Source organism: Myceligenerans crystallogenes (assembly GCF_039529775.1).
Lineage (GTDB): Bacteria > Actinomycetota > Actinomycetes > Actinomycetales > Cellulomonadaceae > Myceligenerans > Myceligenerans crystallogenes.
Genome location: NZ_BAAANL010000002.1, coordinates 24,966 through 37,540, shown reverse-complemented (window position 1 = coordinate 37,540; position 12,575 = coordinate 24,966). Strand labels below are relative to the sequence as shown.

The following is a 12,575-nucleotide window of genomic DNA, read 5'->3' as shown; positions in this document are numbered from 1 at the left end:
GTGAGAGCGTTTGCTCGCGCGATTTCCGCCTGGCCCAGCGTCACCAGCCCGCGTCGTCCCCCAGGAACTGCCGGATCGCGGGGCGGGCCGCGTCCAGGACCGTGCCGAACCATGCCGAGAAGTCGCCCTCACCCGCTTCCCGGACCACCTCGTCGGGTGCGGCGAACCGGACCTCGGCGATCTCCTCCGGGTCCGGCCGGGGCGGGGTGCGCACCAGCCCCGTGAACAGGTGGTTGTACTCCCGCTCCACCAGCCCCGAGGCCGGGTCGGGGTGGGTGTAGCGCACGGTCCCGGCCGGGCGCAGGAGGTGCGGCGTCACGCCGAGCTCCTCCCGCACCCGCCGGGCCGCCGCCTCGGCCGGCGGCTCGCCGGGGAACGGGTGCCCGCAGCACGAGTTCGACCAGACCCCTGGCGAGTGGTACTTGGTCCACGCCCGCCGCTGGAGCAGCAGGGCCCCGGCGTCGTCGAACAGGAACACCGAGAACGCCCGGTGCAGCCTGCCCGGCGGGACGTGCGCCGAGAGTTTCTCGGCGGTGCCGATCGTGGTGCCGGACTCGTCGACCAGCTCCAGCATCGTGGGCCCTTCCCCGAAGGCCACCGGATCAGATCCGGTCGGCCGCGATGAGCAGGTAGTGGAAGCTGCCCTCACGGTACGCGGTCAGGAACGGCTCCTCGATCCCGGTGGCGACCGAGGACCGCGCCCGCAGCTCCCAGTACGGGATGGCCGCGGGGGTGAGGTCGACGACGGCGATCGGCGCCAGGCCGTTGGCCGCCATCGCGCGGAAGTACTCGCTGCGCGGGTGGATGTTGCACGTGTAGTGCTCGTCGATGCGGCTGACGGCCTTCGACCGGCCGCCCGTCACGTCGTTCGAGCACCCGGTGATCGTGACGTACCGGCCGCCGAACCGCAGCACGCGCGCCTGCTCGGCGAACAGCTCGAACAGGTCCACGTACATGGTCGACTCGTTGTTCCAGCTCGCGCGCAGCGACCCGGTGTCGAACCCGGTGCCGAGCATGTTGCGGAAGTGGAAGGCGACCTTGCCGGCGACGCCGCGCTCGGCCGCCTGCGCGTTCCCGAACGCGACCTGCTGCTCGGAGATCGTCACGCCGTCGACGGCGCAGCCGAACCGGTCGTGGGCCATGAAGCTCGTGCCACCCCGGCCCGAGCCGGTGTCCATGACGCGGTCGTGCGGCCGCACGTCGCCCAGGTGATCCAGGAGGATGTCCGCCTGCGCGGACTCCAGGCGGTGCAGCTCGCGGATGATCCGCTCGTCCCGCGTGTCCGCCGGGCCCTCCAGGACGGACGGGTCGTAGTCGCCGATCCCGTAGTGGTGGTGGAAGTAGCCGTCCACCTCGCCGAGGCGGAGGTTGACCGGGTCGCGCTCCGCGTTCCAGTAGGCGGCGACGGACCGCTGGTAGTCGGTGTGCAGGACGTTCTCGGGCGAGGACACGGTGGAGGAGGTCATGCGCTGCTCCTTTGTCGGTGGAAGCGCGGGACGCGGACAGGCGTCACGCGGGCGTGCGGGCGAAAACGCGGTGCGGAAGGTGGTGCGAAGGTGGTCCGGAAGGTGCTGTGGAACGTGGCGCCGTCAGGTGCGTGCCGACGACGACGCCGGGCGGGCCGCCGCGCGGTTCATTCCCCGTCGGCGAGGCCGTGGTACCGGCCGCTGCGGGCGTGCCACTCGCGGCTCCCGCCGCACCACGCCCACACCCCGGCCAGGAACCGGCGCAGCTCGGGCGACCCGGACGCCGCCAGGGCGGCCGACTCGGCCTCGAAGGCGTGCATCAGCTCGTCGTGGATCTCGACGGTCGCCACGACGGCGTCGTCCAGGCTGACCCCGTCCTCCGCGGCGATGAGGCGGGGCAGGCTGAAGTCGCCCGGGTCCTCCTTGGCCATGGAGTAGAGGTCGTTGACGATCACGCTGGCCGAGCCCGCCAGCGTGAACACGCGGCGTACGCGCGGGTCGGCGAACTCCGCGTACGGCAGCTCGTACCCGGCCACGGCGTCGACGAGCACCATGCACGGCACGAAGCTGTTCTCGTGCCGGTGCATGAGGAACTCCCACACCGGCGGCCGCTGCCCGGCCGTGGCCCAGACCGCCTCCTGGTTGTAGGCGACGAACATGATCGCCAGCTCGTGCCGCAGCCGGCGCAGCTGCGCCGCCGAGGCGAAGGCGGCCAGGTGCCGCTGCGCCGAGCGCAGCGACACCGCGACCGGATCGGCCTGGACCACCTGCTCCAGCTGCGGCGCATACCGCAGCGGCAGGTGCGCCTGGTCGATGACGGAGTGCGCGACGGCGAGCCGCTGCCCCAGCAGCTCCGGACGCGCCTCCTCCACCTCGCCGTCCACGTAGTGGTCGTCGACGGCCCACTCCGAGAGCCCGCACCGCGCCGCGGCGAGCAACCGCTCGACGTCGTCGGTCTCGGGATGCGCGAGCATCATGAGCCGGCCGAACTCGGCCCGGCGGATCATGTCGAGGCGGCCGGGATAGATCCCGACCTCCTGCGCCCACTCCACGAGGCGCTCGTCCACCTCCTGCCCGAGCGCGGGGTCGTCCCGGACGGCGGGCGGGCAGTACAGCACGAGATCGTCCCCGGCGGCCTCGCTGCGGCGCGGCAGACTCGCCTCGCTCCCCGAAAGGGCCTCGACGATCCCCGAACCGCCGGGCCGCCCCGGCGCGGACGCCGGGCCGGACCCGACCGGCGCGAACCCCAGCCCCGCGGGATGCGCGGGAAGCCGAGGGGCGGACACGGCGTGCAGTTCCGTGCGCGCCGGACGGCGCGCGTCGCCGAGCAGCCGGCCGACGACGACGGCCGCGGCGTCCCGCCCGCCCGGCGCTGACATCCTGGACAGCAGTGACACGGGTCAGACCCCCCTCTTCCGGTCGCCGGCCACCCTCAGGCCCGCGGGGCGATCTCGACGTTCTCGAGCACACCCAGGGCGTCGGGAACGAGCACCGCCGCCGAGAAGTAGGTGCTGACCAGGTAGGAGATGATGCCCTTCTGGTCGATCCCCATGAAGCGGGCGTTGAGCCCCGGCTCCACCTCGTCCGGCAGGCCCGTCTGGTGCAGGCCGATCACGCCCTCGTCGTCCTCGCCGGTGCGCACCGCGATGATCGACGACGTGCGCTGCGCGGACACCGGGATCTTGCCGCACGGCAGCAGCGGGACGCCGCGCCACGCGGGGACCCGGTGGCCGTCCAGGTCGGCGGAGTCCATGGGCAGCCCGCGCTTGTTGCACTCCTTGGCGAACGCCGCGATGGCGCGCGGGTGGGCGTACAGGAACCGGGTGCTGCGGCGCATCGTGAGCAGGTCGTCCAGGTCGTCGGGCGTGGGCGGGCCCGAGTGCGTGTCGAAGCGCTGGGAGAAGTCCGCGTTGTGCAGCAGGCCGAACTCGCGGTTGTTGACCAGCTCGCTCTCCTGGCGCTCGCGGAGCGCCTCGATCGTGAGGCGCAGCTGCTGCTCGGTCTGGTTCATCGGCTTGTTGTAGAGGTCGGCGACCCGGGAGTGCACCATGAGCACCGTCTGGGCCACGCTCAGCTCGTACTCGCGCGGGCGCAGCTGGTAGTCGGCGAACGTGGCGGGCAGGTCGGGCTCGCCGGAGTGGCCGGACGCGAGCGCGATCTCCGCCTCGCCCTGCTTGTTCTGCCTGTGTTCCGGCAGCGCGCGGATGTGGTCGAGCTGCGCGGCCAGGCTCGCCGAGTCCGCCACCAGGGCGGCGAAGTCCTCGCGGGGCAGTTCCAGGAGCGTGCAGGCCGTGGCCGCCTGGACCGTGAACTCCCAGCTGGGGTCCTCCTCCAGGAGGTACTGCTCGCCGAACTTGTCGCCGTCGGACAGCACGCCCAGGAGATCCGTCCCCCCGTACGCCCCCTCGGACGTGCGGTGCACGCGGCCGTGCGCCACCAGGTAGACGTGGGTGGCCGGGGTGCCCTCCTGCGCGACGACGTCGCCGGGCTCGACGTCGCGCTGGACGAAGCGGCCGGCGAGGGCCTCCAGCACGGGGGCGTCGTCGTACCCCCGCAGGATCCAGAGCTCGGTGAGCTCGGCCGGGACGACCCGGACCTGCGCGCCCGCCTGGTCGAAGGCGATCTTGCCGTCGCCGACCGTGTAGGTGAGGCGGCGGTTGACGCGGTAGGTGCCGCCGTCGGTCTGGACCCAGGGCAGGGTGCGGGTGACCCAGCGGGAGCTCTTGCCCTGCATCTGCGGGGCGGACTTGGTGGTGGTCGCCAGGTTGCGGGCGGCCCGGGTGGAGAGGCTGCGCGGGTCCTGCTGGTCCGGCGCTGCTTCGTGTCCGGCTGCGATCGACATCGTCCGTGTCTCTCCTTGCGGTCAGGGGTGGCCGTGCGGGCGGGCGGTGCGTCGGTGGAACACGAGCCACCGTAGGCGGGGAGATTCGCGACATCACATCACGGGAGAATTTTTCAACCCGGTATGAATCGCCCTACACTTCACGAACACCGCGCGCTCCCTGCGTTGCCGCGTCACCACGCCAAACCGTCTGGACGGTATGCCCGCCGCGCGGCGCTCAGCCCCCGAGCCGCAGGCGCGCCTCGATCGCCCCGCGGACGCGCCCCGGGACCGGCACGGGGCGGCGGGCGGCGGCGTCGACGAACACGTGGGTGAACCTGCCCAGCGCGAGCGCGTCGTCGCGGCCCGTCCCCGCCCGCAGGATCGCGAGGTCCCACGTGACCGACGTCGTCCCGAGGCGGGCGACCGCGATGTCCACCTCCAGTTCGTCCGGGAACGACGCCGGCGCCAGGTACTCGCACGACGACGCGCGCACCAGCCCGATCACGTCGCCCGCCGGGTCCAGCCCGCAGTGGCGCATCATCCACGTGTTCACGGCGGTGTCCATCGCCTCGTAGTAGACGGTGTTGTTGAGGTGGCCGTACTGGTCGTTGTCGTTCCAGCGCAGCAGGAAGGGGATACGGGAGGTCATCGCGGCTCACCCGACCCGCAGCAGGTGCCGGAACGCGGTCCGCGCCCGCGCCGGGCTGGGCGCGTCACCCGTGATCAGATCCGCGTAGGTGAACGACTCCGACACCCGGATCAGCAGGTACGCGAGCTCGTCCGGCGTGATGGCCCCGCCGAACGGCGCGTCGCCCAGCTCGTGCCGCACCAGCCACTCGACGGTCGCGCGGAACCGCCGCTGGATCGGGCTGTCCGCGGTGGTCAGCAGGCGCAGGGACCGCGCCGGCTCGCGCCGCAGGAAGGTGCGGAAGTACTCCGCCTCGATGAGGTCCGCCGCGAAGCGGCTCAATAGGTCCGCGACGCGCCGCTCGCCCGACGACGACGCCGTCGCGTCCCACGCCTGCCGCAGCGTCGGCACGGCGAGCGACCACAGCACCTCGCTCAGCAGCGCGTCGCGGTTGCCGACCCAGCGGAACAGGGACGTCCGGTCCACGCCGAGCCGCGTGGCGAGCGGGCCCATGTCGATCCGGTTGCCCTCGATGAACGTCGCGCGGGCGATCTCCAGCACCTGGCGCGCCTCGGCGCTGGACTCCAGCTTCGCGGACAGCCGCGACGGCGCGGCCGCCAGCCCGACGGTCGTGATGTCGGCGCCCGGTGGCGACGACGGCGCGGTCGTCGCCGGACCGCTCGCGACGCTCGGCGTACTCGGCATGGGCCTCTCCTGTGTCCGGCTGCGGTGCCTGTCGGGACGCCACCATAACCCGTGCCACCGGGGGTGGTGCAACATCTGGTGAGATGATGCATACTGGACAAGGCACTGACGCTCACCCCCTGGAGGATCGATGACGCTCACATCCGGAACGGCGCCGCAGGCGGCGCCCGAGCAGCCCGCGCAGCGGGCCACGTCGCCGGCGGCCGAACTCCTCGACGCCGACTTCTACGCCTTCCAGACCCTGCTCGCCCCGCACGAGCAGGCCACGGCCGCGCGCGTGCGGGAGTTCATGGAGCGCGAGGTGCGGCCCATCGCGGACGACTACTGGGAACGGGCCGAGTGTCCCGTGCACCTGTTCAAGCCGTTCGCCCGGCTCGGCACGCTCGGGTCCGCGTGGGCGGAGACCGCCACGACGCCGCTGTCGGCGGTCGCGCGCGGGTGGGTCGGGATGGAGACCGCCCGGGTGGACTCCTCGTTCTGCACGTTCATCGGGGTGTCCGGCGGGCTGGCGATGAGCTCGATCGGCGTCGGCGGGTCCCCCGAGCAGCGGGCGCAGTGGCTGCCGCCGCTGGCCGCCGGCGACCTGATCGGGGCGTTCGGGCTGACCGAGCCGCTGGCCGGGTCCGACACGGCCAAGGGCCTGCGCACCACCGCCACCCGCCACGGCGACACGTGGGTGCTGAACGGCGCCAAGCGGTGGATCGGCAACGCGACGTTCGCCGACGTCGTCGTCATCTGGGCCAAGGACACCGCCGACGACCAGGTCAAGGGCTTCCTGGTGCGCAAGGGCACGCCCGGCTTCACCGCCACGAAGATCGAGCGCAAGCAGAGCCTGCGGATCGTGCAGAACGCCGACATCGTGCTCGAGGACGTCGAGGTCGCCGAGGCCGACCGGCTGCAGGGGATCGACTCGTTCCGCGACGTCGCGCAGGTGCTGCGGATCACGCGCGACGGCGTCTCGTGGCAGTCGCTGGGCACCGCGTGGGGGGCGTACGACGCCGCCGTGCGGTACGTGACCGAGCGCGAGCAGTTCGGCCGCACCATCGGCGGGTTCCAGCTGATCCAGGACAAGATGGCCACGGCGCTGGCGAACCTCACCGCGAGCCTCGGGATCTGCGTGCGGGTGGCGCAGCTGCAGGACGAGGGGCGGCAGACCGACGCGCACGCGGCGCTCGCCAAGTCGTTCGTGACCACGCGCATGCGGGAGACGGTCGCGCTGTGCCGGGAGGCGTGCGGCGGCAACGGCATCACGCTGGACACGGGCGTGGCGCGCCCGTTCGCCGACGCCGAGGCCGTCTACACCTTCGAGGGCACCAAGGACATGAACCAGCTCATCGTCGGGCGGGCCATCACCGGCCAGGCCGCGTTCGTCTGAGAACCAGGAGACATCATGACCGAGGCTTACGTCGTGGCGACCGCCAGGTCGCCCATCGGCCGGGCGTACAAGGGATCGCTCGCCGGCATCCGGGCGGACGACCTGGCCGCGCAGCTGGTGCGCGCCGCCGTCGCGCGGGTGCCCGGGCTGGACCCGGAGCGGATCGACGACCTGCTGCTCGGGTGCGGGCTGCCCGGCGGGGAGCAGGGCATGAACCTGGCGCGGATCGTCGCGGTGCTGTGCGGGTGGGACTCCGTGCCGGGCGCGACCGTGACGCGGTACTGCAGCTCCTCCCTGCAGACGACGCGGATGGCGTTCCATGCGATCAAGGCGGGCGAGGGGCACGTGTTCGTGTCGGCGGGCGTGGAGTCGGTGAGCCGGATGCAGGTGGGCTCGTCGGACTACATCCCCGGCGCCGAGCTGGAGAACCCGCTGTTCGCGGCGGCGATGGAGCGCACGGCGAGCCGCGCGGAGGGCGGCGCGTCCGGGTGGGCCGACCCGCGCGGGTCCGGCGAGCTGCCGGACCCGTACATCGCGATGGGCCAGACGGCGGAGAACGTGGCCGCGCTGCACGGGATCACCCGCGAGGAGCAGGACGCGTTCGCCGCGCGCAGCCAGCAGCGCGCGGAGCGCGCGATCGCCGAGGGTTTCTGGGCGCGCGACATCACGCCGGTCACGCTGCCGGACGGCACGCAGGTGGTGTCCGACGACGGCCCGCGGGCCGGGACCACCGCCGAGAAGCTGGCGGAGCTGGAACCGCGGTTCCGGCCGGACGGGACCGTCACCGCCGGCAACGCGTGCCCGCTGAACGACGGGGCGGCCGCCGTCGTCGTCATGTCCGCGGAAGCCGTCGACGAACTGGGCGTGACGCCGATCGCGCGGATCGTGTCCACCGGGGTCAGCGGGCTGTCGCCGGAGATCATGGGGCTGGGGCCGGTCGAGGCGTCCCGGCGGGCGCTGGCGCTGGCCGGGCTGACGATCGGCGACATGGACCTCGTGGAGATCAACGAGGCGTTCGCGGCGCAGGTCATCCCGTCGGCCCGGGAGCTGGGGATCGACGAGGAGAAGCTGAACGTGAAGGGCGGCGCGATCGCCGTCGGGCACCCGTTCGGGATGACGGGCGCGCGGATCACGTCCACGCTGCTCAACGCCCTGGCGGACACGGGCGGCCGCTACGGCCTGGAGACGATGTGCGTGGGCGGCGGCCAGGGCATGGCCATGGTGCTGGAACGACTCTGAGAGACCGGGGGCCGGGTCGTGACCACGAGGTTGCGGTCGCACCCACGAGGTTGGTGTTCGCCCGTCCTGGGGCGATGCGACACAACCTCGTGGGTGCGGACGGCAACCTCGTGGTCACAACCCGGCCTTCGCAGCTGAGGTCGAGAGCCGGGGCGTTCTACCCGGCGAACCGCTCGACCAGCTCGCGCTTGAGGACCTTGCCGCTCGGGCCCAGGGGGAGCTCGTCGACGACGTGCACGACCCGCGGGTACTTGTAGGCGGCGACCTTCTCCTTCAGGTAGGCGACGATCGCGGCCGGGTCCAGCCGCACGCCCTCGCCCGGGAGCACGGCCGCGTGCACCTCCTGGCCGTGGACGTCGTGGGGGACGCCGAACACCGCCCCCAGCGAGACGCCCGGGTAGCGCGCGAGCACCGCCTCGACCTCGGTGGGGTACACGTTGTAGCCGTTGCGGAGGATCATGTCCTTCTTGCGGTCCACGATCGTGACGATGCCGTCGGGGTCGATCGTGCCCAGGTCGCCGGTGCGGAACCAGCCGTCGACGACGGCCTCCGCGGTGGCCCCGGGCCGGCCCAGGTAGCCCTTCATGAGGTTGTGGCCGCGCACCACGATCTCGCCGAGCTCGCTCGTGCCCCCCGGCGCGGGCTCGGGCAGCAGCTCGACGCGCTGCTCGACGTCGGACGCCGCCACGGCGACGTCGACCCCCCACATGGGCCGCCCGACCGTCCCGGGCCGGATCGGCTCGCTCGTGACGTTGAACGTGCACGACGGCGACGTCTCCGTCAGCCCGTACCCCTCGTGCACCTGCGCGCCGTACGCCTCCTCGAACGCCTCGAGCAGCGCGACCGGCAGGGCCGCCCCGCCCGAGACCGCGAACCTCAGGGGCGGGCGCCCGGGCGAGCGTCTCGCAGCCTCGACCATGCCCGCGAAGTTGGTGGGCACGGCGGTGAACACCGTCGCCTGGTGCCTGACCAGCAGTTTCAGCGCCACGTCCGGGTCGAACTGCGGCAGCAGGATGATCGAGGCGCCCACCCGGAAGCCGATGTTCATCACCGCCATCTGCCCGAACGAGTGGAACAGCGGCAGCCCGCCGTAGATGACGTCGCCGGCGTCCATCGTGATGGAGTCGATCAGCGAGCAGTGCACCTGCTCGACCATCGCCAGGTGCGAGCCGACGGCGCCCTTGGGCGTGCCGGTGGTGCCGCTGGTGTACATGACGGTCGCCGGCGCCAGCGGGTTCACGCCGGTGTGGCGCTCGATCGGGGTGGCGGCCGCCGCCTCGTCCTCGAGCCGGGCCAGGCCCTTCTCGGCCGCGAACGCCTCGGGCGCGAGCACCGTCACGACCGGCACCCCGGCCCGGGCGGCCGCCGTCGCGCCCTCCGCGAGCAGCGGCGCGGCCACGACGAGCAGGTCCGCGGCGGCGTCGCGCAGCACGAACTCGATCTCGTCCGCCTTGAACAGCAGGTGCACGGGGACGACGACGGCGCCGAGCGCGAGGGTGGCGTAGTAGACGCGCGGGAAGTCCGGCACGTTGGGCACGATCATCGCCACGCGCGATCCGGGGCCGATCCCCCGGGCCGCGAGCGCCCCGGCGTAGGCGCGGGTCTGGGCCCAGAGCTGCCCGTAGCCGATGGTCTGGTCCATGAAGTGCAGCGCGGTCCGGTCGGGGTGGCGGCGGGCGGTCTCCGCGAGAATGCTCGCGATGGACAGGGTGCCCTGGCCGGGCCCGTCGAGAGCCGGGTCCGCCGGATGTCCGACGACGTCGGTGGGGGTCATCGCCTTCTCCTCTTCCTCAGGTTCTTCCGATGTGGGTGTGTTCGGCTGGGCGGGACAGGCGGAAATCGCGTGTGTGAGCGCTGACATCCGCGATTCCCGCCTGTTCCGCCAGGCCTACCGCCGCAGTTCCGCGCGGCCGAGGGACGCGAGGTGGACCTCGTCGGGGCCGTCCGCGAGGCGCAGGGAGCGGGCGCCCGCGAACATGGCCGCGAGCGGGGTGTCCTGGGAGAGGCCGGCTCCCCCGAACCACTGCATGGCGCGGTCCAGGATCTGCTGCACCGCGCGCGGGACCGCGATCTTGATGGCCTGGATCTCGGTCATGGCGACGCGGTTGCCGACGGTGTCCATGAGCCAGGCGGTCTTCAGGACGAGCAGCCGCAGGGCCTCGATCTCGATGCGGGAGGTGGCCAGCCACTCGCGGATCACGCCCTGGCCGGCGAGCGGCCCGCCGAACGCGACGCGCTCGCGCACCCGGTCGCGGACGAGGTCCATGGCGCGCTCGGCCGTGCCGAGCGCGCGCATGCAGTGGTGGATCCGGCCCGGGCCGAGCCGGGCCTGCGCGACGGCGAAGCCCTCCCCCTCGCCGGCCAGGAGGTGGGAGACCGGGACGACGGCGCCGTCGAACTCGATCTCCGCGTGCCCGCCGTGGTCGCGGTCGTCGTAGCCGAGCACGCTCAGCCCGCGCACGACGCGCACCCCGGGGGTGTCGCGGGGCACGAGGATCATCGACTGCTGCCGGTGGCGGGGCGCGTCCGGGTCGGTCTTGCCCATGACGACGAGGATCCGCGCGTCGGGGTTCATGCCGCCGGTGGCGAACCACTTGCGGCCCGTGATCTCGTAGGCGTCGCCGACGCGCCGGATGCGGGTGGCAATCTGCGTGGCGTCCGACGACGCGACGTCGGGCTCCGTCATGCAGAACGACGAGCGGATCTCGCCCGCGAGCAGCGGCCGCAGCCATCGCTCCTTCTGCTCCGGCGTGCCGAAGTGGTCGATCACCTCCATGTTCCCGGTGTCGGGCGCCGCGCAGTTGAAGGCCCGCGGCGCAAGCCCCGGGCTGCGCCCGGTCAGCTCGGCCACGGGCGCGTACTGCAGGTTCGTCAGGCCGCCGCCCTCCCTGCCCGACGGCGCCGTGGGCGGCAGGAAGAGGTTCCACAGGCCCTGGTCCCGGGCGGCCGCCTGGAGCTCGCGGACCACCGGGCGGAACGCCCAGCCGTCCGGGGTGTCCGCGACCTGCCGGGTGTGGACCGCCTCGGCCGGGTACACGTGCTCGTCGAGGAACGCCCGGACCCGGGCGGTGATCTCCAGGGTCGTGTCGTCGTGCGCGAAATCCATCAGTCGTTCCCTTCCGCTGCGGGGCCGGTGCGCGCCAGGCCCTCGCGGGCCAGGGGCGTGACCAGGTCGCCGATGCCGTCGAAGCCGTCGCCCACCGTCTGACCGGCGCGGTGCCGGTAGTGCACGCCCTCGAGGATGACGGCGAGCTTGTAGCACGCGAACGCCTCGTACCAGCCCAGGCCGGGCACGCCGATCCCGGCCCGGGACGCGTACGCGTCCACGACCTCGGCGAACTCCGGGTAGCCGGCGCCGGGAACGATGGCGCCCGCCACCACGCCCTGCGGCGCGAGCTCACGGATCCGCCAGTACATACCGAGCATCCCGAGGTCCACGAGCGGGTCCCCGAGGGTGGCCATCTCCCAGTCGAGCACGGCGGCGACCCGCGGGCCGCCGGTACTGCCTGTCGCACCCGGAGCGGTACCGGCGTCCACCGGCGCGATGCCGGCCCCGGCGTCGCCGGCACCTTCGCCGTCACCCGCCACGATGACGTTGTCCAGCCGGTAGTCCCCGTGGACGATGCCGACCCGCCCGCCGTCGGCCGCCGGGACCGACCCGGCCAGGACGTCCTGCAGCCGGTCCAGCGCCGGGACCTCGCGCGAGCGCGAGGCGTCGTACTGGCGCCGCCACGTGGCCATCTGCCGGTCCAGGTAGCCGGCCGGGCGGCCGAAGTCCGCGAGGCCGACGGCTGCCGGGTCCACGGCGTGGAGGTCCGCGAGCACCTCGGCCAGATCCAGGCCCAGCCGGTGCAGCCCCGCCGGGGTGTACCGGGAGTTCTGCGCGGGCCGGGCCAGCACCTCGCCCGGGACGTGCTCCATCACGAGGAACACGGTGCCGGTGACGTCGCCGCCGGAGCCGTCGTCGCCGGGGGTGTCATCGACGACGTCGACCGTCCCGGGCACCGGGACCCGTCCCGCGAGCGCCGAGATGACCCGGTGCTCGCGGCGCATGTCGTGGGCGGTGGCGAGCACGTGGCCGAGCGGCGGGCGCCTGACCACGAGCGGGACGCGCGCACCGTCCACCCGATAGGTGAGGTTGCTGCGCCCGCCCGTGATCAGGCTCGCGGTCAGCCCTGCGCCGGGTGCGGCGGCGTCCGCCGTCGTCCCGTCGAGCAGTTCCGGGTGCGCCCGCCCCAGCCACCGGCCGAAGCCGGCGACGTCGAGGCCCGGTGTCGCGTCGTCGTTCATCGTTCTCCTCCTGCGCCCGCGGGGCGCATCGTTGTCCGGCCTCACCGG

Annotated in this window: 11 protein-coding genes; 2 read left to right on the top strand and 9 right to left on the bottom strand. The window is 73.2% G+C overall.

The window, feature by feature from the left end:
* Positions 1-40: 40 nt before the first annotated feature.
* From idi to ABD208_RS04825, 6 genes are all read right to left on the bottom strand, one after another.
* Positions 41-598 carry an isopentenyl-diphosphate Delta-isomerase gene (idi, locus tag ABD208_RS04850; RefSeq protein ID WP_344100113.1) on the bottom strand — a complete coding sequence of 186 codons (558 nt, stop codon included), beginning with the start codon at positions 596-598 and terminating at the stop codon, positions 41-43.
* A 4-nt stretch (positions 599-602) separates the two neighbouring features.
* Positions 603-1,466, bottom strand: coding sequence for a geranyl diphosphate 2-C-methyltransferase (locus ABD208_RS04845; RefSeq protein WP_344100111.1), 864 nt, complete (start codon positions 1,464-1,466; stop codon positions 603-605).
* A gap of 167 nt (positions 1,467-1,633) precedes the next feature.
* Positions 1,634-2,863, bottom strand: coding sequence for a family 2 encapsulin nanocompartment cargo protein terpene cyclase (locus ABD208_RS04840; protein ID WP_344100109.1), 1,230 nt, complete (start codon positions 2,861-2,863; stop codon positions 1,634-1,636).
* 35 nt (positions 2,864-2,898) lie between these two features.
* Positions 2,899-4,308, bottom strand: a complete 1,410-nt coding sequence (locus ABD208_RS04835) for a family 2B encapsulin nanocompartment shell protein (protein WP_344100107.1) — start codon at positions 4,306-4,308, stop codon at positions 2,899-2,901.
* 217 nt (positions 4,309-4,525) lie between these two features.
* Positions 4,526-4,939, bottom strand: coding sequence for an acyl-CoA thioesterase (locus ABD208_RS04830; RefSeq protein ID WP_344100105.1), 414 nt, complete (start codon positions 4,937-4,939; stop codon positions 4,526-4,528).
* A 6-nt stretch (positions 4,940-4,945) separates the two neighbouring features.
* The gene (locus tag ABD208_RS04825) at positions 4,946-5,623 is read right to left on the bottom strand and encodes a QsdR family transcriptional regulator (protein WP_344100103.1); all 678 of its coding nucleotides are present in this window, start codon (positions 5,621-5,623) and stop codon (positions 4,946-4,948) included.
* 130 nt (positions 5,624-5,753) lie between these two features.
* On the opposite strand from ABD208_RS04825, the gene ABD208_RS04820 reads away from it, so the two are divergent.
* Together ABD208_RS04820 and ABD208_RS04815 are read left to right on the top strand one after the other, a co-directional pair.
* Positions 5,754-6,998, top strand: coding sequence for an acyl-CoA dehydrogenase family protein (locus tag ABD208_RS04820; protein ID WP_344100101.1), 1,245 nt, complete (start codon positions 5,754-5,756; stop codon positions 6,996-6,998).
* Between the two features lie 15 nt (positions 6,999-7,013).
* A complete protein-coding gene (locus tag ABD208_RS04815; protein ID WP_344100099.1) occupies positions 7,014-8,237 on the top strand; it encodes an acetyl-CoA C-acetyltransferase in 1,224 nt (407 codons plus the stop codon).
* Between the two features lie 157 nt (positions 8,238-8,394).
* Here the strand turns inward: ABD208_RS04815 and ABD208_RS04810 are convergent, their stop codons facing one another.
* The 3 genes from ABD208_RS04810 to ABD208_RS04800 form a co-directional block, all read right to left on the bottom strand.
* The gene (locus ABD208_RS04810; protein ID WP_344100097.1) at positions 8,395-10,011 is read right to left on the bottom strand and encodes an AMP-binding protein; all 1,617 of its coding nucleotides are present in this window, start codon (positions 10,009-10,011) and stop codon (positions 8,395-8,397) included.
* Positions 10,012-10,125: 114 nt separating this feature from the next.
* The gene (locus tag ABD208_RS04805) at positions 10,126-11,343 is read right to left on the bottom strand and encodes an acyl-CoA dehydrogenase family protein (protein ID WP_344100095.1); all 1,218 of its coding nucleotides are present in this window, start codon (positions 11,341-11,343) and stop codon (positions 10,126-10,128) included.
* Positions 11,343-12,527 (bottom strand): phosphotransferase family protein, encoded by a 1,185-nt coding sequence (locus tag ABD208_RS04800; RefSeq protein WP_344100093.1) that lies wholly within the window; start codon positions 12,525-12,527, stop codon positions 11,343-11,345. Before ABD208_RS04800 ends, ABD208_RS04805 begins: the two co-directional genes overlap by 1 nt.
* Positions 12,528-12,575: the final 48 nt, after the last annotated feature.